General features: G+C 63.0%; 28 protein-coding genes. 11 read left to right on the top strand and 17 right to left on the bottom strand.

The genetic code is table 11. From position 1 onward, the window contains the following. Positions 1–43 precede the first annotated feature (43 nt). The 8 genes from csrA to M1D87_RS16905 all read right to left on the bottom strand — a co-directional run bounded on the left by csrA (position 44) and on the right by M1D87_RS16905 (position 5,914). Positions 44–241 carry a carbon storage regulator CsrA gene (gene csrA / locus M1D87_RS16940; protein ID WP_004375914.1) on the bottom strand — a complete coding sequence of 66 codons (198 nt, stop codon included), beginning with the start codon at positions 239–241 and terminating at the stop codon, positions 44–46. Between the two features lie 253 nt (positions 242–494). Further along, positions 495–1,517, bottom strand: a complete 1,023-nt coding sequence (locus M1D87_RS16935) for a DNA topoisomerase IB (protein ID WP_123084490.1) — start codon at positions 1,515–1,517, stop codon at positions 495–497. 57 nt (positions 1,518–1,574) lie between these two features. Beyond that, the gene (modC, locus tag M1D87_RS16930) at positions 1,575–2,666 is read right to left on the bottom strand and encodes a molybdenum ABC transporter ATP-binding protein (protein WP_123084491.1); all 1,092 of its coding nucleotides are present in this window, start codon (positions 2,664–2,666) and stop codon (positions 1,575–1,577) included. Position 2,667: 1 nt separating this feature from the next. Then, positions 2,668–3,348: a molybdate ABC transporter permease subunit gene (gene modB / locus M1D87_RS16925; RefSeq protein ID WP_123084492.1), complete on the bottom strand. Its 681-nt coding sequence runs from the start codon at positions 3,346–3,348 to the stop codon at positions 2,668–2,670. Further along, entirely contained in the window at positions 3,348–4,106 is a 759-nt protein-coding gene (modA, locus tag M1D87_RS16920) for a molybdate ABC transporter substrate-binding protein (RefSeq protein ID WP_421091556.1), read from the bottom strand. The genes modB and modA overlap by 1 nt, the downstream gene beginning before the upstream one ends. A gap of 195 nt (positions 4,107–4,301) precedes the next feature. Continuing rightward, on the bottom strand, positions 4,302–5,390 hold the full coding sequence (locus tag M1D87_RS16915; RefSeq protein WP_123084494.1) for an NAD(P)H-dependent flavin oxidoreductase: 1,089 nt from the start codon (positions 5,388–5,390) through the stop codon (positions 4,302–4,304). A gap of 43 nt (positions 5,391–5,433) precedes the next feature. After that, positions 5,434–5,604, bottom strand: a complete 171-nt coding sequence (locus M1D87_RS16910) for a hypothetical protein (RefSeq protein ID WP_013973186.1) — start codon at positions 5,602–5,604, stop codon at positions 5,434–5,436. A 7-nt stretch (positions 5,605–5,611) separates the two neighbouring features. Further along, entirely contained in the window at positions 5,612–5,914 is a 303-nt protein-coding gene (locus tag M1D87_RS16905; protein ID WP_013973185.1) for a DUF1883 domain-containing protein, read from the bottom strand. 160 nt (positions 5,915–6,074) lie between these two features. Between M1D87_RS16905 and M1D87_RS16900 the strand changes: the two genes are divergently transcribed. The 8 genes from M1D87_RS16900 (at position 6,075) to M1D87_RS16865 (ending at position 13,780) form a co-directional block, all read left to right on the top strand. After that, positions 6,075–6,434 (top strand): hypothetical protein, encoded by a 360-nt coding sequence (locus tag M1D87_RS16900; RefSeq protein WP_047933625.1) that lies wholly within the window; start codon positions 6,075–6,077, stop codon positions 6,432–6,434. A gap of 77 nt (positions 6,435–6,511) precedes the next feature. Next, entirely contained in the window at positions 6,512–7,162 is a 651-nt protein-coding gene (locus M1D87_RS16895; RefSeq protein WP_123084495.1) for a c-type cytochrome, read from the top strand. Beyond that, entirely contained in the window at positions 7,159–8,073 is a 915-nt protein-coding gene (locus tag M1D87_RS16890) for a c-type cytochrome (protein ID WP_054572095.1), read from the top strand. Before M1D87_RS16895 ends, M1D87_RS16890 begins: the two co-directional genes overlap by 4 nt. Positions 8,074–8,375: 302 nt before the next feature. Beyond that, complete coding sequence (galU, locus tag M1D87_RS16885; protein WP_013973181.1) at positions 8,376–9,215, top strand: UTP--glucose-1-phosphate uridylyltransferase GalU; 840 nt, start codon at positions 8,376–8,378, stop codon at positions 9,213–9,215. 188 nt (positions 9,216–9,403) lie between these two features. Beyond that, on the top strand, positions 9,404–10,759 hold the full coding sequence (gene gorA, locus M1D87_RS16880) for a glutathione-disulfide reductase (protein WP_123084496.1): 1,356 nt from the start codon (positions 9,404–9,406) through the stop codon (positions 10,757–10,759). 268 nt (positions 10,760–11,027) lie between these two features. Continuing rightward, positions 11,028–11,591 (top strand): alkyl hydroperoxide reductase subunit C, encoded by a 564-nt coding sequence (gene ahpC, locus M1D87_RS16875; protein WP_004375926.1) that lies wholly within the window; start codon positions 11,028–11,030, stop codon positions 11,589–11,591. A gap of 268 nt (positions 11,592–11,859) precedes the next feature. Continuing rightward, on the top strand, positions 11,860–13,422 hold the full coding sequence (ahpF, locus tag M1D87_RS16870) for an alkyl hydroperoxide reductase subunit F (RefSeq protein WP_123084497.1): 1,563 nt from the start codon (positions 11,860–11,862) through the stop codon (positions 13,420–13,422). Positions 13,423–13,591: 169 nt separating this feature from the next. Then, a complete protein-coding gene (locus M1D87_RS16865; RefSeq protein ID WP_013973178.1) occupies positions 13,592–13,780 on the top strand; it encodes a hypothetical protein in 189 nt (62 codons plus the stop codon). Positions 13,781–13,784: 4 nt separating this feature from the next. On the opposite strand, the gene M1D87_RS16860 is transcribed toward M1D87_RS16865, so the two are convergent. The 6 genes from M1D87_RS16860 to M1D87_RS16835 form a co-directional block, all read right to left on the bottom strand. Then, positions 13,785–14,432, bottom strand: coding sequence for a YceH family protein (locus M1D87_RS16860; protein ID WP_025339663.1), 648 nt, complete (start codon positions 14,430–14,432; stop codon positions 13,785–13,787). A 167-nt stretch (positions 14,433–14,599) separates the two neighbouring features. Continuing rightward, positions 14,600–15,811, bottom strand: coding sequence for a serine/threonine transporter SstT (gene sstT, locus M1D87_RS16855; protein WP_013973176.1), 1,212 nt, complete (start codon positions 15,809–15,811; stop codon positions 14,600–14,602). Between the two features lie 78 nt (positions 15,812–15,889). Then, positions 15,890–16,459, bottom strand: coding sequence for a GNAT family N-acetyltransferase (locus tag M1D87_RS16850; protein WP_039614474.1), 570 nt, complete (start codon positions 16,457–16,459; stop codon positions 15,890–15,892). A gap of 78 nt (positions 16,460–16,537) precedes the next feature. After that, positions 16,538–16,882 (bottom strand): carboxymuconolactone decarboxylase family protein, encoded by a 345-nt coding sequence (locus tag M1D87_RS16845; protein WP_039614473.1) that lies wholly within the window; start codon positions 16,880–16,882, stop codon positions 16,538–16,540. A gap of 119 nt (positions 16,883–17,001) precedes the next feature. After that, complete coding sequence (gene lpxO, locus M1D87_RS16840; protein WP_123084498.1) at positions 17,002–17,901, bottom strand: lipid A hydroxylase LpxO; 900 nt, start codon at positions 17,899–17,901, stop codon at positions 17,002–17,004. Between the two features lie 147 nt (positions 17,902–18,048). Continuing rightward, positions 18,049–18,849, bottom strand: coding sequence for a hypothetical protein (locus M1D87_RS16835; protein ID WP_123084499.1), 801 nt, complete (start codon positions 18,847–18,849; stop codon positions 18,049–18,051). Between the two features lie 124 nt (positions 18,850–18,973). Here M1D87_RS16835 and thpR point away from each other — a divergent pair, with 124 nt between their 5' ends. Continuing rightward, positions 18,974–19,519 (top strand): RNA 2',3'-cyclic phosphodiesterase, encoded by a 546-nt coding sequence (thpR, locus tag M1D87_RS16830; RefSeq protein WP_123084500.1) that lies wholly within the window; start codon positions 18,974–18,976, stop codon positions 19,517–19,519. A 1-nt stretch (position 19,520) separates the two neighbouring features. Here thpR and M1D87_RS16825 read toward each other — a convergent pair whose 3' ends face one another. Next, entirely contained in the window at positions 19,521–20,117 is a 597-nt protein-coding gene (locus tag M1D87_RS16825; RefSeq protein ID WP_039614470.1) for an NAD(P)H-dependent oxidoreductase, read from the bottom strand. 93 nt (positions 20,118–20,210) lie between these two features. Here M1D87_RS16825 and M1D87_RS16820 point away from each other — a divergent pair, with 93 nt between their 5' ends. Then, positions 20,211–20,807 (top strand): TetR/AcrR family transcriptional regulator, encoded by a 597-nt coding sequence (locus M1D87_RS16820; protein WP_100412870.1) that lies wholly within the window; start codon positions 20,211–20,213, stop codon positions 20,805–20,807. A 329-nt stretch (positions 20,808–21,136) separates the two neighbouring features. On the opposite strand, the gene M1D87_RS16815 is transcribed toward M1D87_RS16820, so the two are convergent. After that, positions 21,137–22,042 carry an AraC family transcriptional regulator gene (locus tag M1D87_RS16815; RefSeq protein WP_004375934.1) on the bottom strand — a complete coding sequence of 302 codons (906 nt, stop codon included), beginning with the start codon at positions 22,040–22,042 and terminating at the stop codon, positions 21,137–21,139. A 180-nt stretch (positions 22,043–22,222) separates the two neighbouring features. Between M1D87_RS16815 and calA the strand changes: the two genes are divergently transcribed. After that, complete coding sequence (calA, locus tag M1D87_RS16810) at positions 22,223–23,275, top strand: vanillin reductase (RefSeq protein ID WP_123084540.1); 1,053 nt, start codon at positions 22,223–22,225, stop codon at positions 23,273–23,275. Positions 23,276–23,453: 178 nt separating this feature from the next. Here calA and M1D87_RS16805 read toward each other — a convergent pair whose 3' ends face one another. After that, positions 23,454–24,773, bottom strand: a complete 1,320-nt coding sequence (locus tag M1D87_RS16805; RefSeq protein WP_123084541.1) for a PQQ-binding-like beta-propeller repeat protein — start codon at positions 24,771–24,773, stop codon at positions 23,454–23,456. Positions 24,774–24,781 lie beyond the last annotated feature (8 nt).

Here is a 24,781-nt window from a genome sequence, read left to right as displayed (position 1 = left end):
CGCGGGGCGATCAGGCGCGTTCGTGCGGCTTGAGGCAGGTCGCTCAGTGCGAGTCGTCGTGCTTTTCCGGGGCCGGGCTGCCGGCCTGGATACGCTTGAAAATCTCTTCTCGATGGACCTGGACGTCTTTCGGTGCATCGATACCGATCCTCACCTGCATCCCTTTGACGCCCAGAATGGTGACTTTGATGTCATCGTTGATGACGATGCTTTCGCCAACCTTGCGGGTGAGTATCAGCATGTAGTTCTCCTTGGTGATGTAAAAGTCCGTCGGGCTAGTTGCCACGGCGGCGGGAGCTTGTCCCTCTTCCTTCTCATTAAAGACGCTTTCGGCGGATAGTAATTCCCCGACAGACAAATTCTGTTGCGTGTCTTCAGTCGCAGGTGCCGAAGCAAACCGCCAGCGGTTTGTCGGCCAAGGTGCTCGGTGGCAAGAATAGGGGGCTTGGCGGCCAATGGGAAATTTCTTCGCATCATGGTCTGAATAGACCGGGTTAATGGTCATCCTGTTCCTCGAGTGCCTGAAGAAATAACAGCAAGGCTACTTCTTCACGGTCCAGGCCTTTGCGCACACGGTTCTTCGGCAAGTTGGCCAGGCGCCCCAGGGCATAGTGTTCAAGTACAGCCGGGTGAATGTAACAGCGCCTGCACACTGCCGGTGTATTGCCCAGGCGTGATGCTACCTGACGGACGATGGCGGCGACCTGGCGCTTGGCTTCGCTCTCGGGCTCCCAGGCCAAGGGCCTCAGCAGGTCCAGGGCGAGGCTGCTACCGGCCCAGGTGCGGTAGTCCTTGGCGGTGAAGTCGGCACCGGTCAGCTGCTGCAGAAACTGGTTGACCTCGCTGGAGCCGACGCTATGGCGCTGGCCGTCGTCGTCCAGGTACTGGAACAACGCTTGGCCGGGCAACTCCATGCAGCGCTTGAGCAGGTTGGCCAGGCGCCGATCGTTGAGGCTGACGTTGTGCTCGACGCCGCGCTTGCCGCGGAACTGGAAGCGGATGCTGCTGCCCTTCACCTCGACATGGCGGTTGCGCAGGGTGGTCAGTCCATAGGACTGGTTGTCACGCAGGTAGCGCTGGTTGCCGATGCGGATCAGGGTGTGGTCCAGCAGGCTGATCACCAGCGCCATCACCTTTTCCCGGTCCAGGCCTGGCCGGGCAAGGTGGTCGTGCAGCTGTGCGCGCAATTTCGGCAGGGCCTGGGCAAACGCCAGCATGCGCCCGTACTTGTGCTGGTCGCGTATTTCGCGCCACTGCGCGTGGTAGCGGTATTGCTTGCGGCCACGGGCATCGCGACCTGTGGCTTGCAGGTGGCCTTGCGGGTCGGCGCAGATCCACACCTCGCTATAGGCCGGGGGGATTGCCAGTGCAGCGATGCGGGCAAGGGTATCGCTGTCGCGCACCCGCTGGCCGTCGGCATCCAGGTAGATGAAGCGCCCTCTCCAGCGCCGCCGGGTCAGGCCCGGCTGGCTGTCGTCGACGTAGTGCAGGGTGCGCGGCAGGGGGCAGTCAAGCATGGTTGGCAGGCCTCGATCAGGTCACTGATCAATGGACACCAGCGATGGGGCCGATGCTCAGCCCAGCAGCGCCACCGACTTGATCTGGGCAAACAGCACCTGGCCCGGGTGCAGGTCGAGCTGGTCTGCCGAGAAGCGGGTGATGCGCGCGAGCAAGGCATTGCCGCCAGCATCCAGGCTGACCAGTACATGGGCCGGGTTGGCGGCCGGGCGGCTTTCGCGCACGCGCACCGGCAAGCGGTTGAGAATGCTCGAAGTGCTGTCGGCTGCCAGGGCCAGGCTGACGTCACGCGCCTGCACCTTGACCCGCAAGGTGCTGCCCATCACCTGGGCAGGGTGGGTGATACGCAACAGCGGCCCGTCGTTGCCGGGCAGGCGCAGGTCGAGCAGGTCGTAGTGCGCGTCATGTGCCACCACCAGGCCTTCGAACACCACGCCGGCATCCTCGCCCTCGGCCAGCGACAGGTCGAGACGGGCCAGGGTTTCGCCGATCGGGCCGCTGGCCACTGCCTGGCCTTGCTCCAGCAACACCAGGTGGTCGGCCAGCCGCGCCACTTCTTCCTGGGCATGGCTGACATATACCAGCGGGATGTCCAGTTCGTCGTGCAGGCGTTCCAGGTAGGGCAGGATTTCGCGTTTGCGCGGCCCGTCGAGTGCAGCCAGTGGCTCGTCCATCAACAGCAGGCGCGGGCTGCTGAGCAGGGCGCGGGCAATGCCCACCCGCTGCGCCTCGCCACCGGACAAGGTCGCCGGCCGGCGTGCCAGCAAGTGGCCGATACCCAGCAGCTGGCAGGCCAGGTCTAGGCTGACCTTGCGCTCGGCAGCGGCCACCCGGCGCCAGCCGAACTCCAGGTTGCCGCGTACCGACAGGTGCGGGAACAGGCTGGCCTCCTGGAACACGTAGCCTACCGGGCGCAGGTGTGGTGCCAGGAAGAATCCGCGGGCGCTGTCTTCCCAGACTTCGCCGTTGACCTCGATGTAGGCGCTGGCGGCCCGTTCCAGCCCCGCCAGGCAACGCAGGCAGCTGGTCTTGCCAGAACCGGAGTGGCCGAACAACGCACTGATGCCGCGGCCGGGCAGGTGCAGGTCTACGTCCAGGGTGAAGTCGTCGCGTGCCAGTTGCAGGCGCGCCACAATCGATGCGCTCATTTCAGCTCCAGCCAGCCTTGCCGCGGCGTCCTGCGTAAAGCAGGAGCAGCACCAGGAACGAGAACACCAGCATGGCACCGGCCAGCCAGTGCGCTTGCGAATAGGCCATGGCCTCGACATGGTCGAAGATCTGCACCGAGACCACGCGTGTCTTGTCGGGGATGTTGCCGCCAATCATCAGCACCACGCCGAACTCGCCCACCGTGTGGGCGAAACCGAGGATGCTGGCGGTGATGAAGCCCGGACGGGCCAACGGCAGCACCACGTGGACGAAGGTGTCCCAGGGGCTGGCGCGCAGCGTCGCGGCCACTTCCAGCGGGCGCTGGCCAATGGCGCCGAAGGCATTCTGCAGCGGCTGGACCACGAACGGCATGGAATAGATCACCGAGCCGATCACCAGGCCGGTGAAGCTGAACACCACGCTGCCCAGGCCCAGCGCCTGGGTCGCCTGGCCCAGCCAGCCATGCGGGCCGAGGGCGATCAGCAGGTAGAAGCCGATCACCGTGGGTGGCAGCACCAGCGGCAAGGCCACTACCGCGCCCACCGGCCCGCGCAGCCACGAGCGCGTGTGCGCCAGCCACCAGGCGATGGGCGTGCCGACGATCAGCAGGATGAGGGTGGTCATGCTGGCCAGTTTCACGGTCAGCCAGATGGCACCCAGGTCACTGGCATTCAGTGGCATCAGATTTCATAACCGTAGGATTTGATCACTGCCGCGGCTTTCGGGCCTTTCAGGTAGTCGACCAGGGCCTTGGCGGCGGGGGTGTCCTTGCCTTTTTCGAGGATTACCGCGTCCTGGCGGATGGGTTCGTGCAGGGACGAGGGAACGATCCAGGCCGAACCGCTTTCGACCTTGCCGTCCTTGTAGATTTGCGAAAGGGCGACAAAGCCCAGCTCGGCGTTGCCGGTGGATACGAACTGGAACGCCTGGGTAATGTTCTGCCCTTCGACCAGCTTGGGCCGGGTGGCTTCGGTCAGCTTCAGCTTGTCCAGCACCTGGGTGGCGGCCAGGCCGTAGGGCGCGGTTTTCGGGTTGGCAATGGACAGGTGCTTGAACTGGTTGTTCTTCAGCACTTCGCCGTTGGCGTCGACATAGCCGGGCTTGGCCGACCACAGCGCCAGGGTGCCGATGGCGTAGGTGAAGCGTGAGCCCGGGGCAATGGCGTTTTCCTGCTCGAGCTTGGCTGGGGTGCTGTCGTCGGCAGCGAGAAATACCTCGAACGGCGCGCCATTTTTGATTTGTGCGTAGAACTGGCCGGTGGCGCCATAGGCAGCGATCAGCTTGTGGCCGGTGTCTTTCTCGAAGTCCTTGGCAATGGCCTGGATAGGGGCTGTGAAGTTCGCTGCGACCGCGACCTGGACTTCATCGGCCCAGGCAGTGTTGAAGGCAAGCAGGCTGGCCAGGGCGGTGGCAGCCAAGTGGGGCGGGCGGATACGCATGAAGACAGCTCCTTGGGGCTTATCGTTATATCCTTAACTATATAGCGATAGGCCGTGGGCCGGGAAGGGGGCAGGATGATGCATGGGCAGGTCCGGCCCCTTCGCGGGCTTGACCGCTCCCACAGTACTGCGCAGCATTCAAAATCAGTGGTGAACCTGTGGGAGCGGGCAAGCCCGCGAAGAGGCCGAACCTGCTTATGCAGACGCCTGGCGGCCGACCACGGCCAGCGCCTTTTCGGCAATCTCCCGGGTCAACTCACCCGCCGGCATATGCCTGCCCAGCCGCAACGCCTGCCCCGACCAGAGGTTGCTGAAATCGCTATTGCCCTGCGGATCCGTAATCGCCCGCAAAGGCATCAAGGCCCCACCGGCCAGCGGGAAGCGCGGGGCCAAATCGCTCATCGGCCCCAGCTCGCGCATGATGCGGTTGTTGATGCCACGCGCCGGTCGGCCGGTGAACAGGTTGGTCAGCGCCGTGTCGCTGGCAGGTGCGCTGTCCAGGGCCTGGCGATGCGCCGGCGACACCTTGGCCTCGGGGCAGAACAGGTACGCCGTTCCGATCTGCACTGCCGAAGCCCCCAAGGCCAATGCCGCCAACAGGCCGCGGTGGTCAGCAATGCCGCCGGCGGCAATCACCGGCACGCTGACCGCATCGGCCACCTGTGGCACCAGCGCGAAGGTGCCGATCTGGCTGGTGATATCGTCGCTGAGGAACATGCCGCGATGGCCGCCCGCCTCATAGCCCATGGCAATGATCGCATCACAGCCGTGATGCTCCAGCCACACGGCTTCCTCTACGGTTGTGGCGCTGGACAGCACCTTGGCACCACTGGCCTTTACCCGTTGCAGCAGGTCGGCATGTGGCAGGCCGAAGTGGAAGCTCACCACCTCCGGGCGCAGTTGCTCGACCAGCTGGCAGCTCTGTTCGTCGAAAGGCGCCCGGTTGGACACCGGCGTGGGCGCCGTGAAGTCGGCTCCCACTTCGCTGTAATAGGGCTGTAGCGCCTGCTTCCAGCGTGCATCGCGCTCGGCATCGGGCGCTGGCGGCTGGTGGCAGAAGAAGTTCAGGTTCAACGGGCGGCCCGGGCAGCCGGCGCGGAAGGCAGCGATCTCGGCGCGCACCTGGTCGCCCGTGAGCATGGCGCAGGGAAGGGCGCCCAAACCGCCCGCCAGGCCCACGGCAGTGGCCATGCCCGAGCCCGTCGCACCGGCCATGGGGGCCTGCAGAATGGGCAACTCGATACCCAGCAGGTCGAGGATGCGGCGGTCGGGCCAGTGGCTCATGCGATTCTCCTTGCGCGGGCGGGCAGTACGGTGGGGCGGGTGTTTACAAGGCTTTGCTGACCTGGATGTCGCTGATCTTCTCGGCGTCTTCGCCGTGAATCTTGCGCAGGGCTTCCAGGGCTTGTTCAAGGGAGGCGTCGGGCATCAACGCGAAGTCCCAGCGGCGCTGGCCGTCGAGCTTGTACTTGATGACGTACTTGGTGGTCTGGGTCATGGTGGCCTTATCTGAGTTTCGACGATGAACGACGGATGATCTTGATCTTGTGGGTCAAGGTTGGCTTGCGGGTAACCGAGATCGGGCGGGTGGTCACGGTATCGATGGTGATGTTCCAGAAGCCGGTGCTGGGCACGGTGATCTTCGCCGGGAACTTGTCGAAATGGCCACCGTGGTAGGTATGACGACCGCCGTTCTTGAAGCTGCGGAAGTTGGCGTCGTTCATCAGGCGGATATTGCAGCGCTGGGAGCACTCGATGACGACGATATCGTCCTCGTTCAGGTGCTCGCGCTGGTGTACGAATTTCATGTGATGCTCCGCAAGGATTGGTTCTGCAAAGGCGAAAGATACCACGATGTCGGGTTACACTGCCGCGCTGTTCCGCCAGGCGTAGATAAATCTGCCAAAGCAGGGAGCAAATCGGCCTGGCTGTGGTCGAAGCGGATTCTTGAAGGCAGAGGTGCTGCAAATGAAGTGGATGGTGGCGGCGTTGGCGATGACGCTGGGTGGCTGTGTGAGTGTTACGGAACTGGAACAGTCGCGCGAAACGCTGGATGTAATCTCGGGCAAGTCCCCACGCGCGTATGCCGATTGCGTCAAGCAGAAGCTGGCCGATACCCGCGACCCGCTGGTGGAAGAGCAGCGTGGCGATGGCCTGCGGCTGATCGTGCCGCAGAAGATCAGCTCGGGTGTGGGCCCGGCGGCGCTGGTGGATATCGACAAGCGTGGCAGCGGCAGCAGCATCAAGCTGCACGAGCGGCTGAACAATTTCCCGCTGCGCCTGGGCGACGTGCGCACCGCAGCCACCCAATGCATTTCGGGTAGTTGATCCAGGGCAACTGATTACGCTCCTTTTGCTTATATGTTTTAAGCCTAAGCTTATAACAATAGAAAAGGAGATTCGTGATGACACCGTTGAGTCGCGCCTTGGTCGGCAGCCTGCTGATCCTGGCCTGGCCCACGGCGCATGCCGCCGATGGCCAGAAAGTCTTCACCCAGGGTGGGACCAACCCCGCCGCCATGGCTTGCCTGGGTTGCCATGGCCCGGACGGCAAAGGCATTGCCGCTGCCGGCTTCCCGCGCCTGGCCGGGCTGCCGGCCGCTTACCTCAGCAAGCAATTGCGTGACTGGCGCAGCGGCAGCCGCAAGCAGCCGGTGATGGAGCCGCTTGCCAAAGCCCTGACCGAGGATGAGATCAAGGCGGTCAGCACCTATCTGGCCAGCCTGCCGGCAGACCCTGCCGGCGACCTGCGTCGCCAGCAGATCGCCGATGATCCCACCACTCGCATGGCCCTGTACGGCGACTGGAGCCGGCAGATTCCTGGCTGCGTGCAATGCCATGGCCCGGGCGGTGGCGGGGTTGGCGAGCATTTCCCGCCCTTGGCCGGTCAGCCCGCGAGTTACCTGATGGCGCAGCTCAACGCCTGGCGTGACGGCACCCGCAGCAATGACCCCAACCAGCTGATGGTCGGTGTGGCCAAGGCCATGACCGATGACGAGATCAAGGCCGTTGCCGAGTTCTTCGCCCGCCCCGCCAGCCAGGAGGTCACGCCATGAAACCGATGATTCCAGCCCTGCTGCTGCTGGCCATGGGCAGCGCACACGCCGCCCAGATAGCCATGGAAGACCAGTCGCAGTTGAAAGTGCCTGGCGTGCAGGCCGCGCCGCAGTTCGTGCCACCAGCGGAAAGCGAGTTGCCTGACAATGCCTTTGGCAAGATGGTACGCGAGGGGCATGCCTTGTTCGTCGACACCCGCAGGTTGATGCCCGAGGCTGTGGGCAACGGCATGAACTGCAGCAACTGCCACCTTGACCAGGGGCGGCTGGCGCATTCCGCGCCGATGTGGGGGGCGTACCCGATGTACCCCGCCTACCGCAAGAAAAATGACAAGGTCAACACCTATGCCGAGCGCATCCAGGGCTGCTTCCAGTTCAGCATGAACGGCAAGCCGCCTGCGGCCGATAGCCCGCAGATGACGGCGCTGGCGGTGTATTCCTACTGGCTGTCGACCAAGGCGCCGACCGGCGTCGAGATTGCCGGGCGCGGGTACCCGGAGGTGCCGCAACCAAAGGGAGGATACGACTTCAAGCGCGGTCAGCAGGTTTATCGCGAGCAGTGTGCGATTTGTCACGGCGACAATGGCGAAGGGCAGAAGGTGGCGGGCGAGTACGTGATGCCGCCGTTGTGGGGCAAGGACTCCTACAACTGGGGCGCCGGCATGCACCGGATCAATACCGCGGCGTCGTTCATCAAGTACAACATGCCGCTGGGCAAGCCGGGCAGCCTTAGCGATCAGCAGGCCTGGGATGTGGCGGCCTGGGTCAACCGCCATGAACGGCCGCAGGATCCGCGGCTGGTGGAAGGCTCCATCGAGAAGACGCGGGTGAAGTTCCATGCCAATGACGGGGTGAACCTGTATGGGCAGAAGGTCGATGGTGTGTTGATCGGGCAGGGCACCGGTAGCTGATGTATTGCCTGTACTGGCCTCTTCGCGGGCAAGCCCGCTCCCACAAGGATCACCACAGACTCTGAATGCTGTGCAGTACCTGTGGGAGCGGGCTTGCCCGCGAAGAGGCCAGTACAGGAAACCCCGATTTCCTGTCATCCAACGGTCATGGATGACAGCAATATTTACGATCCCCCGGAACTATCTACACTGGGTTATCTCTATCTTCCCATCGATCGGCCACAGGTAGGGCATTGTAAGGTGACTGCCGCCTGATTAGACTGCGCCGAATTCCACTGGCCTAGCCTTTTGTAAGGACGTATATGATCAAAAAATGCTTGTTCCCGGCAGCCGGTTACGGCACCCGCTTCCTGCCTGCTACCAAAGCCATGCCCAAGGAAATGCTGCCGGTGGTCAACAAGCCACTGATCCAGTATGGCGTTGAAGAGGCACTGGATGCCGGCCTGAACGAGATCTCCATCGTCACCGGGCGCGGCAAGCGTGCTTTGGAAGACCACTTCGACATCAGCTACGAGCTGGAAAACCAGATCAAGGGCACCGACAAGGAAAAATACCTGGTTGGTATCCGTCGCCTGCTCGACGAGTGCTCGTTCTCCTACACCCGCCAGACCGAAATGAAAGGCCTGGGCCACGCCATCCTGACTGGCCGCCCGCTGATCGGCGACGAGCCGTTCGCCGTGGTGCTGGCGGACGACCTGTGCGTGAACCCGGAAGGTGACGGCGTACTGACCCAGATGGTCAAGCTGTACAACCAGTTCCGTTGCTCGATCGTCGCCATCCAGGAAGTCGATCCGCAGGAAACCAACAAGTACGGCGTGATCGCCGGCGACATGATCCGTGACGACATTTTCCGTGTCACCAACATGGTCGAGAAGCCAAAGCCGGAAGACGCCCCGTCGAACCTGGCGATCATTGGTCGCTACATCCTGACCCCGGACATCTTCGACATCATCGCCAACACCGAGCCGGGCAAAGGTGGCGAGATCCAGATCACCGACGCCCTGATGCAACAGGCGCAGAACGGCTGCGTGATCGCCTACAAGTTCAAAGGCAAGCGTTTCGACTGCGGTGGCGCCGAGGGTTACATCGACGCGACCAACTTCTGCTTCGAGAACTACTACAAGACTGGCAAGGCTTACTGATAAGCCGCTACTTGTATCAAAGCTGATAACTGGGGCTGCTTTGCAGCCCTTCGCGGGCACGCCCGCTCCTACAGGTATTGTGCAGGCCTTCAAGGTTGCGCCGGTACTGTGGGAGCGGGCGGGCCCGCGAAGGGCCGCAAAGCGGCCCCAGTGCGTTATGCTGGGCGCCTGCCTAGGAGAGTGAATACATGGCCTACGATTTTGATCTGTTCGTGATTGGTGCCGGGTCCGGCGGTGTGCGCGCGGCGCGGTTTGCCGCCGGCTTCGGGGCAAAGGTGGCAGTGGCCGAGAGCCGCTACCTGGGCGGCACCTGCGTCAACGTCGGCTGCGTGCCGAAAAAGTTGCTGGTGTACGGCGCACACGTCGCCGACGAACTGGAACAGGCCGCAGGCTTCGGCTGGACCCTGGAAGAAGGGCACTTCGACTGGGGCACCCTGATTGCCAACAAGAACCGGGAAATCGAGCGCCTCAACGGCATCTACCGCAACCTGTTGGTCAACAGCGGAGTTACCTTGCTGCAGGGGCATGCGCGCTTGACCGGTGCCAATGAAGTGGAAGTGGAAGGCCAGCGCTATACCGCCGAGCACATCCTCATCGCCACCGGTGGCTGGCCACAGGTACCGGAAATTCCGGGCAAGGAACTGGCCATCACCTCCAACGAAGCCTTCTACCTCAAGGACCTGCCACGCCGGGTGCTGGTGGTGGGCGGTGGCTACATTGCCGTCGAGTTCGCCGGTATCTTCCAGGGCCTGGGGTCGGCTACCACACTGCTGTACCGTGGCGACCTGTTCCTGCGTGGCTTCGACGGTTCGGTGCGCACGCACCTGAAGGAAGAACTGGAAAAGCGCGGCCTCGACCTGCAGTTCAATGCCGACATCCAGCGCATCGACAAGCTCGAGGACGGCAGCCTCAAGGCCACCCTGAAGGATGGCCGCGAGCTGGTCACCGATTGCGTGTTCTATGCCACCGGCCGGCGCCCGATGCTGGACAACCTTGGCCTGGAGAACACCGGCGTCGAGCTGGATGAACGCGGTTATATCCGGGTAGACCCGCAATACCAGACCACCGCGCCGTCGATTCTGGCGATTGGCGATGTGATTGGCCGCGTGCAACTGACCCCGGTGGCACTCGCCGAGGGCATGGCCGTGGCCCGGCGCCTGTTCAAGCCTGAGCAATACCGCCCGGTGGACTACCAGAACATCCCCACCGCAGTCTTCAGCCAGCCGCCCATCGGCACCGTGGGCCTGACCGAGGAGCAGGCGCTGGAGGCAGGGCACAAGGTGCAGGTATTCGAGAGCCGCTTCCGTGCGATGAAACTGACCCTGACCGACATCCAGGAAAAGACCTTGATGAAGCTGGTGGTCGATGCCGAAACCGACAAGGTGCTGGGCTGCCACATGGTTGGCCCTGATGCTGGCGAGATCATCCAGGGCCTGGGCATTGCCCTGAAGGCCGGTGCGACCAAGCAACAGTTCGACGAAACCATCGGCGTGCACCCGACGGCGGCCGAAGAGTTCGTGACCATGCGCACGGTCACTCGCTGATGCCACTGGCCCCATCGCCGGCAAGCCAGCTCCCACAGGGATTGCACAAGTGCAGAGACCTGCGCGGTACTTGTGGGAGCTGGCTTGCCGGCGATGGGGCCCTTGAATGCACCGCAATCCTTTGCTCAGCCCATTCCCTTCTATCAATTATCCTCGGTTATAGCCAAAACCAATCAAAAGCATGAGCTTTGCCAATGAGCCTTTATCGGGACCAGCGGTTAGGATTCTCTCCATCAACTGATTCCAACCCCATGAAGGAGCGTCTCTCATGCCAATCATCAACAGCCAGGTCAAACCGTTCAACGCCACCGCCTACCACAAAGGCGAGTTCGTCCAGGTCAGCGAAGCCGACCTGAAAGGCAAGTGGTCTGTCGTGTTCTTCTACCCGGCCGACTTCACCTTCGTCTGCCCGACCGAGCTGGGTGACCTTGCTGACAACTACGCCGAATTCCAGAAGCTGGGCGTGGAAATCTACGGCGTGTCCACCGACACCCACTTCACCCACAAAGCCTGGCACGACACTTCGGACACCATCGGCAAGATCCAGTACCCGCTGATCGGTGACCCGACCCACGTTATCTCGCGCAACTTCGACGTGCTGATCGAAGAAGCCGGCCTGGCCGATCGCGGTACCTTCGTGATCAACCCGGAAGGCCAGATCAAGATCGTCGAACTGAACGACGGTGGTGTAGGCCGCGATGCTGCCGAACTGCTGCGCAAGGTGAAGGCTGCCCAGTACGTTGCCGCTCACCCAGGCGAAGTTTGCCCGGCCAAGTGGAAAGAAGGCGAAGCCACCCTGGCGCCGTCGCTGGACCTGGTCGGCAAGATCTAATTTTCGCCCGATAAGCGCCTGCGCGACGACCATGCTGCGTTGAAAACAGGCTCGGAATGCTCATTGACAACCTGTCAACTCCGCTTCCTCGCCTGTTTTCGCCTTGCCTGATCGCCGCGCAGGCACTTCTCGAACGAAAATCCGATCATGCGCTTAACGCGGGCGGTAGCCAGCCGCCAAAGCTGAAGTACCTACCGCCCCGTAAAAGCGCCCGGGCGACCTCGCCTGGGCGTTTTTGTATCCGAGTTTTGAAAAAGGAATCGCCCGTATGTTGGACGCCACGCTTAAATCGCAACTGAAAACCTACCTGGAGCGGGTCACCCAGCCGATCGAGATCGTTGCCTCCCTCGACGACGGCGCGAAATCCCGCGAATTGCACGACCTGCTGGTGGAAATTGCCAGCCTGTCGAACCTTATTACCTTCAGCGCGGACGGCAACGATGCCCGTCGTCCATCGTTCTCGCTGAACCGCCCGGGAGCCGACATAAACCTGCGCTTCGCCGGCATCCCCATGGGCCACGAATTTACCTCGCTGGTGCTGGCACTCCTGCAGGTCGGGGGCCACCCGTCCAAGGCCAGTGCCGAAGTGATCGAACAGATCCAGGCGCTGGAAGGCGAGTTCACCTTCGAGACCTACTTCTCGCTGTCGTGCCAGAACTGCCCGGACGTGGTCCAGGCGCTGAACCTGATGGCGGTCCTCAACCCCAACGTGCGCCACGTGGCCATCGATGGCGCGCTGTTCCAGGCGGAAGTGGAATCGCGCAAGATCATGGCGGTGCCGAGCATTTACCTGAACGGCGAAGTGTTTGGCCAGGGCCGCATGGGCCTGGAAGAAATCCTCGGCAAGATCGACACCAGCGCAGGCAGCCGCCAGGCCGAAAAGATCAACGCCAAGGGCGCCTTCGATGTGCTGGTGGTCGGTGGTGGCCCAGCCGGCGCTTCGGCAGCCATCTATGCCGCGCGTAAAGGCATCCGCACTGGTATTGCGGCCGAGCGTTTCGGCGGCCAGGTGCTCGACACCCTGGCCATCGAGAACTTCATCTCGGTACAGGAAACCGAAGGGCCGAAGCTGGCCACGGCGCTGGAAGAGCACGTCAAGCAGTACGACGTGGACATCATGAACCTGCAGCGCGGTGAAGCGCTGATCCCGGCCACCGATGGCGGCCTGCACGAAGTACGCCTGGCCGGCGGTGCCTCGCTCAAGGCCAAGACCGTTATCCTGGCTACCGGTGCCCGCTGGCGTGAGATGAACGTGCCGGGCGAACAGGAATACCGCGCCCGTGGCGTGGCCTACTGCCCGCACTGTGACGGCCCGCTGTTCAAGGGCAAGCGCGTGGCGGTGATCGGTGGAGGCAACTCGGGCGTGGAAGCGGCCATCGACCTGGCGGGTATCGTCGCCCAGGTAACGCTGATCGAGTTCGACAGCCAGCTGCGTGCCGATGCGGTACTGCAGCGCAAGTTGCACAGCCTGCCGAACGTCAAGGTGATCACCAGTGCGCTGACCACCGAAGTGCTGGGCAATGGCGAAAAGGTGACCGGCCTGCGTTACAAGGACCGCACCACCGACCAACAGCATGAAGTGGCGCTGGAGGGCATCTTCGTGCAGATCGGCCTGCTGCCGAACACCGACTGGCTGAAAGGCACCGTCGAGTTGTCGCCGCGTGGCGAGATCATCGTCGATGCCAAGGGCCAGACCAGCATCCCTGGTGTGTTTGCGGCGGGTGACGTGACGACTGTGCCGTACAAGCAGATCGTGATTGCGGTGGGTGAGGGGGCCAAGGCATCGCTGGCGGCCTTTGACCACCTGATCCGCACTTCGGTACCGGCGTAAGCCTGTACTGGCCTCTTCGCGGCTAAAGCCGCTCCCACAGGTACTGCGCAGATTTTGAAAACTGTACAGATCCCTGTAGGAGCGGCTTTAGCCGCGAAAGGGCCGGCAAAAGCAAAGAAATAACCGAGGATGTCTATGATTACTGCAGACACCCTCAGGAATCACACCCATGACCCTGATCAGCCGCGAACCCTGGTGGCTAGTCCCCCCAAAGCCCGGGCAGCAAGAGCAGGACCTGCATTGGGGCTACCTGGAAATCTACGCCGACGGCCGCACCGTGTTCGTCGACCAGCGCCCCAGTGACCGGGAGCTGGCCGAGCGCAAGAGCTGCCGCAACTTCCCCGACCCCGAGCCGTGACGGCTCAGCCTTCCAGTTCGGCCAGGCGTGCCTCCAGCGCCGCGATGCGGGCTTCGAGGGCTTCGATGCGTTCTTCCGACACATTGCCGCCGCTGCTGCGTGCCCCGCCTTCCTGCTGCCGGGCAGCCAGGATTGCCTCGATTTCGGCCGGGTCGCCCAAAGCATGGGTGTAACGGTCTTCGCGCTGGCCGGCCTGACGCGGCAGGTGCAAGGCCAGGCCGCGCGAGATCAGGCGCTCCAGCTGGTGCTGGATCTGCTCGGTGTCGTCGAAGTCGTGCAGGCGGTTGCTGCGGGTCAGCAGTTCGTTGAGGGTTTGCGGCCCGCGCAGGAACATCAGGCCCATCAGCACCAGTTGCGCCGGCACCAGCTCAAGCGCCTTGTCCACCCGTTGTTCCCAACGGTCGGCGCGGCTGCCCATCTGCAGACGGGTCATGTCCTGCCCTTCGAGGGCGCGCAGGGCTTGGCCGACCTGGCCTTGGGTGAGGTTCATGACCGGCTCGCGACTGGTCTTCTGGTTGCAGGCCAGGACCAGGGCGTTGAGGGTCAGCGGGTAGCTTTCCGGGCTGGTGGCCTGCTTCTCGATCAGCGAGCCGAGAATACGGATCTCGATGCTGTTGAAGCGGCCTTCGCCGGCGGTTTCGTGTTCTGACATGGCCCTGTCTCATTGCTGGGGAAAGGCCACTAGGGTAGGTAATGCCATCGTGTTAGGCAATTGGCACCTGTGGGAGCGGGTTCACCCGCGAACACCGGCGCAGCCGGTGCCATGCACCGCGTCGCCTGATTCGCGGGTGAACCCGCTCCCACAGGGGCCCGGCAAACTCAAGCGTTGCGCCGCTCTTCAGCCTGGCACGCCGCCGCGGTAAACAGCACATCGGTAGAAGAATTCAGCGCCGTCTCGGCCGAATCCTGCAGCACGCCGATGATGAAGCCAACCGCCACCACTTGCATGGCAATTTCGCTAGGGATACCAAACAGGCTGCACGCCAGTGGAATCAGCAGCAGCGAGCCACCGGCCACGCCCGAGGCGCCGCAGGCACAGACCGCCGCCACCACGCTGAGCAGCACGGCGGTCGGCAGGTCCACCGGAATACCCAGGGTATGTACAGCCGCCAGGGTCAGGACGGTAATGGTGATGGCGGCACCGGCCATGTTGATGGTCGCACCCAGCGGGATCGACACCGAATAGGTGTCCTCATGCAGGCCAAGGCGCTCCGACAGGGCCAGGTTGACCGGGATGTTGGCTGCCGAGCTGCGAGTGAAGAACGCGGTGATACCGCTTTCGCGCAGGCAGAGCAGGGTCAGCGGGTAGGGGTTGCGGCGGATTTTCCAATATACGATCAGCGGGTTCATCACCAGCGCCACGAACAGCATGCAGCCGATCAGCACCGCCAGCAGGTGCAGGTAGCCAAGGAGGGCGTCCAGGCCCGATTGGGCCAGCGTGGCGCTGACCAGGCCAAAGATGCCCACCGGGGCGAAGCGGATGACCACGCGTACGATCAGGGTCACGCCATTGGACAGGTCCTCTACCACGGTGCGGGTGGTTTCGCCGGCATGGCGCAGGGCTACGCCCAGGCCGATGGCCCAGGTCAGTACGCCGATGAAGTTGGCGTTGAGCAGGGCGTTGATCGGGTTGTCGACCGCACTCAGCAGCAGGTTCTGCAGCACCTCGGTAATGCCCCCCGGCGCGCTCAGCGCAGCGTCGCTGGTAGTCAGCACCAAGTTGGACGGGAACAGCATACTGGCGACCACGGCGACTACCGCTGCGCTGAAGGTGCCCAGCAGGTACAGCCAGAGAATCGGGCGAATATGGGTTTCCTGGCCGTGACGGTGGTTGGCGATCGATGCCATGACCAGAATGAACACCAGCACGGGCGCCACCGCCTTGAGGGCGCTGACGAAGACTTTCCCGAGGAAGGCCATGTCGCGGGCGATGGCGGGCGCAAGCAGGGCCAGGGCGATGCCGGCGATCAGGCCGATGACGATCTGCGTCACCAGGCTGGTGCGGTTGAGGAAGCGGAGGACGGGGGTCATGTGCAACGATATCCCAGCATGTTCAAAAAGGGCGCGACTTTACCATAGACCTTCGTCGAGCAGGGCGGCCTGAAGAAGTCAGCGCCCGCGCCGCCGCGACACCCGCGCCTCGATGTTCTTGCGCCCGATCAGCAGTGGCGGCTTCTCCACTACCGGCTCGTCCGCCAGCCACTTGTACATCACCAGGCAGTCCACCAGCCCCAGGCGGGCATGGCGATAGGCCTTGGGCAAGCGGCCAACGGTTTCGAAGCCCAGCTTGTGCCACAGCGCCACTGCCACCTCATTGGTGGCCACCACCGAGTTGAACTGCAGGGCCAGAAAGCCCTCCTGGCGTGCCTGTTTCTGGGAGTGCTCGCACATCAACCGCGCGACGCCGCGGCCGCGTGCCGTTTCACAGACCATGTAGCCGCAATTGCCCACGTGCCCACCGGGCCCGGCGGCATTGGCCTTGAGGTAATACGACCCCAGCATCGCGCCGTCTTCTTCGGCCACGAATGTGCGCATGGGCAGTTCCAGCCACAGCTGGCGGGCCTGTTCGAAGCTGAGGGCCGGGTCGAATGCGTAGGTTTCACGGGCTTGTACGACGGCCTGGAAGGTGGGCCAGAAGTGTTCGAAGTCTTCCGGCGTCATGGGGCGGATGTGGATCATGCGGGTTCCTGCAAGGGCTGGGCCGCCCAGTCTGGGTGGCGCGGCGCCGTCGCGCAAGGGCGGCGACGCCATTTGCGTTCAGCTGTTGGCCTTGCCCACCGCATCCATGGCACGTGCCGAGTAGACCAGCGCGGCGCCGGCATTCATCGCCACGGCCACGCCCAGGGCCTCGGCGATTTCCTCGCGGCTGGCGCCGTGTTTGACGGCCTGCTGTGAATGCACGGCGATGCAGCCATCGCAGCGGGTGGTCACGGCCACGGCGAGGGAGATCAGCTCGCGGGTCTTGGCGTCCAGGTGGTTGGTCTTGGCCCCTGCGCCGCTGGCGGTCATGTAGCCGGCCACGGTGTCAGGGGATAGCTGCTTGAGATCGCCGATGCCGGCCATCAACTGCTTACGGTAGGCGTCCCAGTCCATCATGCTCATCGTCTTCACCTTGGGGAGGTTGCGAGTGGAGCTTTCAGGCTAGTCGAAGAGTGGAAAGTGTGAGGCTTGTACTTTGGTTGGTTGCGCGCAGGCCTTTGGACTGCGCGCTCCCACATCGATCAGATATAGATGAACACCAGCACCAACGCCGCGACGAACGCCCACTTTTCCAGGTAGTAGCGCGTGCGGTTGCGCTTCTTCAGCGCCTTGCCACGTTCGCGGATCTTGTAGATACGAGTGAACAGCCGGTTGATGCCACCGGTCTTGTCGCCGGCATCGTTGGGGGCGGCGGCAGCGGCCATGACGTTGCGGCTGAACCAGCGGTTGAACGCGGTTGCCCAGCGGTATTTGAGCGGGCGTTCCACGTCGCAGAACAGGATGATGCGGTTGTGCTCGGTGGTATTGGCCGCGTAGTGGATGTAGGTCTCGTCGAAGATCACGCCCTCGCCATCGCGCCAGGAATACTTCTCACCGTCCACATCGATGTAGCAACCATCGTCGTTAGGCGTGTCCAGGCCCAGGTGGTAGCGGTACGAGCCGGCATACGGGTCGCGGTGGCGCACCAGCTTGGCGCCCGGTGGCAGGGTGGCGAACATGGCGGCCTTGACCGTGCCGATGCCTTTGAGCAACTCGGTGGTGCGTGGGCACAGGGTCATCGCCGACGGGTGGCTTTCGCCGTACCACTTCAGGTAGAAGCGCTTCCAGCCGGTCTTGAAGAATGAGTTGAAACCGACATCATCGTAATTGTCGGACTTCTTGATTTCGCCCACATGCAGCAGCTGTTGGGCTTCCTCGCGTATTTCCTGCCAGTGATCCTGCAGCGTCTGCAGTTCAGGGAAGGCCTCCACCGGCAGGTAAGGCTTGGCCGGGTGCCGGGAAAACAGGTACAGGAAGCTGTTGACCGGGGCCAGGAAACTGGAGTGGTCGCCCAGCTGACGGGTCAGCTTGTGGCGAACGCGACCGCGCAGGTGAACATAGGCGATAGAGAGGATGAAGATGAGGACTAAGGCGATTTTCATGGGCGGATACGTCAAGTAATGGCCACGCGTGATGGCTAAGCCCGCCAGCATAAACAATCGAGTCGATGCTTTATAGAAGAATGTGACGCAACAGTGGCAGACCTTGGTACAAGCGTCACCGCTGTATCAAGGTCTGCAGGCGATGCATCAGGCCAGGGTCACCTCGATGCTGCCACCGGTGATGTGATGGTCCTTGCCTTGGTAGCTGATTACATAATCAGTGAATTCGGCGGTCAGGGTCCTGTTCTCCACGTTCCACTCATGCTTCACGCAGCCCCCAGTCATGGGAAAGCCCAAACTGCCAATCAAGAAAAGCAGGCGTGCATGTTGCTCATTGAACAGCATCAGGATGCCTTGGGAAGCGTTGTCCACTTGCTGCCTGGCGGAGAGTTGGATGCGCCCGTCTTGAAGTACCTTGGATTTGATGGTTTGAGCGTCAAGGTTGCCCAGCGAGGGGAAAATAGTGGGGTCGAGGTTGGCGGTGACCCGGCCGGTGCCGTTGGTCTTTGCATCGTCGGCCAGTGACAAGGACAACGAGCCATCCACGATCTCGACCATGCCCATGGTGTGTTCAATGGTGTAGTGGAACGTTGCGGCAAATGCCTTGGAAGCCTCATCCATCTCGGTAATATCGATTGAGCCCCCGGTCGCCCAACCTGAGCGACCAATCGAAGTCGAACCGAAATAGGCGTTGATCTCGGCTTTCTCACCTGCACCGATCTTGAGGGATGCGCCCGCCACCAGATAACGTTCCGGGATATTCAGGAATATATAGCTATAAGCGGTATCTGATCCCTCCGTGTACTGAATGGCGAAAAATGAGCGGTTGCCATTACTGACATCTGTATCTATGACATCAGTCGTGAACTCGCGCTCACGCTGGTTGCCCCACTTCAGTTTCGCTTGCATGGCAGGCTGGGTATTCCGTGTTTGCTGGTGCTGTTTCATGGCCGTATCTATGTGATTGAATTGAGGACTCAGCGTATGGTTTGGGTGCCTGCCCGCGAAAATGACAGACCTGCGGGTTTCCCAACGCATCAGTACGTGCTTTGCCATCTTGAGGAGCGGCACGATGACACCGGTCAGCGGACGTATCGAAAAACCATTCAAGCGCCTGTTCTTCGCCTTGCCGGTCAGCGATGCCCAGCGCCGCGCCCTGGCCCAGTGGCGACGTGGCCTGAACCTGCGCAGCGGAAGACCGGTGCCGGCCGCCAACTTCCATGTGACACTGCTGTTTCTCGGCGATGTGGATACCGCCCATGTGCCTGCTATTTGCGCGGCGGTCGACCAGCTGGCGCTACCGGCCACGGCACCAAGGCTGTTGCTGGACCGCCTGCAGGTATGGCAGCGGGCCAGCGCCCTGGTGCTGGAGGCGCAGCAGACCCCACCGGCCCTGTTGCAACTGGTGTACAGCTTGCAGCAGGCGCTGCTGCCGTTGGGGGTGGAAGCGGCCGACCGTGAGTATCGCCCGCACCTGACGCTGGCCAGGGATTACCGCGGCCAGCCGCCAGAAGCCAGTAGCGCGCCGGATTTCTACCTCGCCGCCCGCCATTTCACACTGTACGAGTCGCGCAAGGGCGCTTACTGGCCATTGGCGCAATGGCCGCTTTCAGGCTGATTCAGGCCATGGCCTCGCAGTCTGCGAACATCTGCTCGCCCAGCGTGCGTGCAGTGTGCAGGTGCAGTGCCGGGGCTGCGCCTTCGCTGTCGTCCAGCAGGGTGGAGCTGAGTACCTCGGCGCCGCAGTAGTCGAAGATGCCGTGCTCGATCTGCACGCGCATCGCCTCGCCATAGCCGTGACGTTCGAAAGTGCCGCTGTCGGCACCGGCGACACCGACCAGGTGCACCTTCATGCCGCGCAGCTTCTTGACGGTGATGCCCCCTTCATAATCGAAGGCCCAGCCATTGCTGAACACCCGCTCGACCCAGCCTTTGAGCAAGGCCGGCAGCGACCACCAATAGATGGGGTAGACCAGCACCAGCGCATCGGCGCGATCAATACGCGCCTGCTCCCTGAGTACATCCGCCGGCGGGGCTGCCAGCCTGCGGTGCACCGCATGGTCGGCCAGGCCGAAACGCGGGTCGAAACCTTCACTGGCCAGGTCGGCGATTTCGCTGCCGTGGCCGGCGTTGGTCAGGCCGGCGGCGATCTGTCGGGCCAGGGCATGGGTGAGGGATTGCGGGTCGTGATGACCGACGACGATCAGGGCATGCATGGTGGGCTCTCCAAGATTGGGATGCAGGGTTACCCAGAGCGCTATATACTCAAGGTAAGTTACGTTTAGTAAGTTACTTTTGGTAGGTAAACGATGTCAAGCGATGATCAAGGCCGCTCGCGCAAGCGCCTGAGCCGCGAAGAGCGCCGTCTGCAGTTGCTCGATGTGGCCTGGCAGCTGGTACGGGAGGAGGGCACCGATGCCTTGAGCCTGGGGCGTTTGGCCGAGCAGGCGGGGGTGACCAAGCCGGTGGTCTATGACCATTTCGAGACCCGGACCGGGTTGTTGGTGGCGCTGTACCAGCAATACGATGCACGGCAGTCGCGGATGCTGGAGCAGGCGCTGGCGCGTTGTGACGCTAGCCTGGCCAGCCGCGCCGGGGTGATTGCCGAGGCGTATGTGGACTGTGTGATGAGCCAGGGGCTGGAGATACCCGGAGTGTCAGCGGCATTGGCCGGCTCGCCGGAAATGGAAGCGCTGAAGCGGGCCTATGAGCAGCCGTTTCTGGACAAATGCCGTGAGGCGTTGGCCGGGTTTTCGCCCAGTGGCAACATCGGGGTGGCGGGCATGCGCTTGCTGGTAGGGGCGGCGGATGCCTTGTCGCAGGCGGCTGCTGCGGGGGAACTGGAGGTGGGGCAGGCCAAGGCCGAATTGCAGGCAGCAATAGTGGCGATGGTCGAGCGGCAATGAAGCCTTGAGAGTGCCGCGGCTGCTCTGCAGCCCATCGCCGGCAAGCACCACCTCGACTGCATCGACCTCAAGCCTTGTGCAGTATCTGCGGGAGATTGCCCAGCCCTTTTGGGCTGCGCTGTCGCGCAGAGAACAACTATCTCTCGTTTGCCGCGTCCTTTGTAGGAGCAGCCTTGTGCTGCGAAGAGGCCGGCACAAGCAATAGACAGGCTTTGGCAGTATCGGCCTCTTCGCAGCACAAGGCTGCTCCTACAGAACCTTGCTGAACCAATAAGTCATGTGTTGTTCCATGAGAGCCGGCTTGCCGGCGATGGGGCCAGGGCAGGCGATTACACCGGCAGGCTCTGGTACGGCAATTCATCCCCCGGGCTGCGGGCGAACTGGCGCTTGTACTCGCGGCTGAACTGCGAGGTGCTCTGGTACCCCACCCGGTGCGCGGTCTGCGCCACCCCCAGGCCTTCACCGATCAGCATCTGCTGCGCCTTCAGCAGCCGCAGGCGCTTGAGGTATTGCATCGGCGCCATGTCGGTGCAGCGCTTGAAGTGCTCGTGGAAGGTCGAAACGCTCATGTTGGCGCGTGCGGCCAGCGCTTCAACGCTCAGCGGCTCGGTGTAGTGTTCGCGCAGGTGGGCAAGGGCGGCGCCGATGCGGGCGAAGTGCCCTTGTTGCTCCACCAGCGCCCGCAACACGCCCGCCTGTGGGCCGCGCAAGGCTGTGTACAGCACCTCGCGTACCCGCGCCGGGCCCAGCACCTTGGCGTCCACCGGGTCCTGCAGGCAGCGCAGCAGCCGTTCCACGCATTCGCGCATCGGCGCATCGAGTGCAGCCGAGGTCATTGAATGCGGGGTTTGCGCCTGCACCGCGGCATCCGGCGCCAGGGCCATGCTTTGCACCAGTTCACCCAGCACGCCGCGGTCGATGTCCACCGCCACGCCCAGCAACGGTGCTTCGGGGGTGGCAAAGGTTTCGCACATGAACGGCACCGACAATGCCTGCACCAGATAATGCCCGGCGCCATATTCCAGGGTACGCGGCCCCAGGCGCGCCAGCTTGCTGCCCTGGGCCAGGATCATCAGGCTGGGTTCGTAGATCTGCGGGCTGCTGGCCACATAGTGGTCCCAGCTCAGCACCTGCACCTGGGGCAGATGCGTGGGCACGAAGCCCGGGCGCGTGGCAAGGCTGCGGATCAGTGTGCAAAGCGGCGCATTGGCGTCGACGTGGCGGGTCAGTTGCATGATGGACCTGGGCAGAGGATCAGACAGTTTGATCATCGCAGAATGAACGCTCGGCGCCAGATGCTGCATGGCATCTTCGGAGAATCAGGCATCGATACCGGAGAATCAGTCGTGGGCGAAGCGACGCACGGCGCGCAGAATGCGCAGCCTGAATCGTTTCACTTCATAGCGAGGCCCTGCATGTATACCGCCATCGGTTACGCCGCCCAGACCCCCACCAGCCCTCTGGCTCCCATGACCTTCGAGCGTCGCAGCCCGCGCCCTGACGACGTCGCCATCGACATCCTTTACTGCGGCGTATGCCACTCCGACATCCACCAGGCGCGCAACGAATGGGGCATTGCCGTGTACCCGCTGATGCCTGGCCACGAGATCATCGGCCGCGTCACCGCTGTGGGCGACAAAGTGACCACACACAAGGTCGGCGACCTGGTCGGCGTTGGCTGCATGGTCGACTCGTGCCGACACTGCGAAGCCTGTGCCAAGGACCTGGAGCAATATTGCCTGGAAGGCCCGACCATGACCTATGCCACCCCGGACCGAATCGACGGTAGCAACACCATGGGCGGTTACTCCAGCAGCATCGTGGTCAGCGAGCACTTCGTGGTGCGCATCCCGGCCGGCATGGACCTGCCCAGCGCCGCGCCAATCCTCTGCGCCGGCATCACAACCTATTCACCACTCAAGCACCACGGCGTCGGCCCTGGTCACAAGATCGGCATCCTCGGCATGGGCGGCCTGGGTCACATGGCTATCAAGCTGGCCAAGGCGCTCGGCGCTGAAGTGACCCTGTTCACCCGTTCCCAGGCCAAGGCCGAGGAAGCCCGTCGCCAGGGTGCCGACCATGTGATCGTGTCCACCGATGCCGAGCAGATGCGCGCCGCGGCGGGCCGTTTCGACTTTCTGCTCGATACCATCCCGGTGCAGCACGACCTGAATCCGTACCTGGAAACCCTTAAATTCGATGGCGTGCACATCCTGGTCGGCCTGATCGAGCCGATCGATCCGGCAGTGCATGCGGCCAATCTGGTGATGAAGCGCCGGGTGCTGGCAGGGTCGTTGATCGGTGGTATTGCCGAGACGCAGGAAGTGCTGGATTTCTGCGCCGAGCACGCGATTCGTTGTGATATCGAGTTGCTGGATATCCGCAACATCAACCAGGCGTATGAGCGGATGATTGCCGGGGACGTGAAGTACCGGTTCGTGATCGATATGGCGACTTTGCAGGGCTGATGGTTGCCTGCCCCGGCCTATTCGCGGGTGAACCCGCTCCCACAGGTATCGTGCAGGTTTCAGGTTCTGTATTGAACCTTCCCACAGAGACTGCGCAGACCTTGGCGCCTGTGATGTCCCTGTGGGAGCGGGCGAGCCCGCGAAGAGGCCGGTACAGGCAATGAAGATGCTGGATCTGTTACCAGGCCAATGCCCTGTCCCAGCCTTTCCAGAACAACCACCGCCGTACCTCGCCATGCGCCCCGGTACCGATCTGCCAGGCCGGCCGCCCGTTGTCCAGGGCAATCACCGAAACGAACCCGGCATGGCTCGCCGCTACCAGCGTACGCCCGTCGGCACTGATATCCAGCGCGCTGATGGTCGACCCCAGGTAATGCTGCCAATGCTCCGTGCCATCTTCGCCAAATGCCCGCAGGTAACCATAGGCATCCCCCACGATATATTCGCCCTCGCGCGCCACGCCGGCATACACCCGTGCGCCATCCTGTACCAGCGGGGTACGCGGGTCCTGGCTGTAGTAGTCGGTATCCAGCCCCGGCAAGTCGGCTACCCTGACGGCCAGCGTGGCACCGCTATAGAAATGGCAGGCATTGACTATCAACTGGTCACCTGCACGATTGAACAGCGCAAAGTGCGGATACTCGCTGGCCGGGCCGATGGCCGCCACGGGCCGGAGCTGGTCATCCAGCACCAGGTGGCGGCTGCCTTGCTCGCCAACCACGATCAACCGACCATCCGCCGATACCGCACCGTGCTCCATGCTCAGCCCCAGGCTGATGTCGTCCGGGTCGGTGCCTTCGTCCAGTTCGTCGAGCACCCGCGCCTGGTGCGGCAGCAGGCGGGTCGCACCGTGGCGGGTCAGCAGGAAGACACCCTCGGCGCTCACCAGCAGCACCCGCTGGCCATCCGGAAAGGGGATCAGCGTGGTCGGCGTGGGCGGCAGGTCGAAGGGCTCGAACGGGTAACCCGGCGGCAACCCCTCCAACCCCGTGGGCCAGGCCAGACGCAGCACCTGCGGGCCGCCCCAGCCATCGGTCACGCGTATGCCCTCGGCATTGGCCAGGGCGAAATAGCGGCGGGCCGGGCAGCGGCCGAAGTGATCGACGCCGATCACCGGGGTCACCCCGAAAGGGTCAATGCGCACCACCTGGCCTTTGTCATGCGGCATGCCGATACGTGCCAGCAGGCTGCCATCCTCCAGCAGCAGGACGTTGCCGATACCTTGCCCGTGCTCCTTGATCAGCGGCAGCAAGGGGTGGTGGGCGGGCGGCCAGGCTTCGCGGAAGGCTTGCTGCTCAAAGGCTTCGACGCCGGGCCGGTTGGCTGCTTGCAGGGCCTGCAGCCAGGCATCGAGCAAATGCTCGGTGGCCTGCGGCAGGGGCTCTTCGAGGTCATCCCAGCCTTGCGCGCGGCCCTGCGCGACATAGTCGTTGACGGCCTGGGCATAGGCGGTGACCGCCTGCTGCCACTGTTGCTGCTGGGAGTGCTGCTGGTCCATGAGCGGAT

The sequence above is a fragment of the Pseudomonas sp. SA233 genome (genome assembly GCF_054792385.1).
Note: the sequence above shows the minus strand (reverse complement) of the source record. Positions and strands in the feature narration are given on the sequence as shown.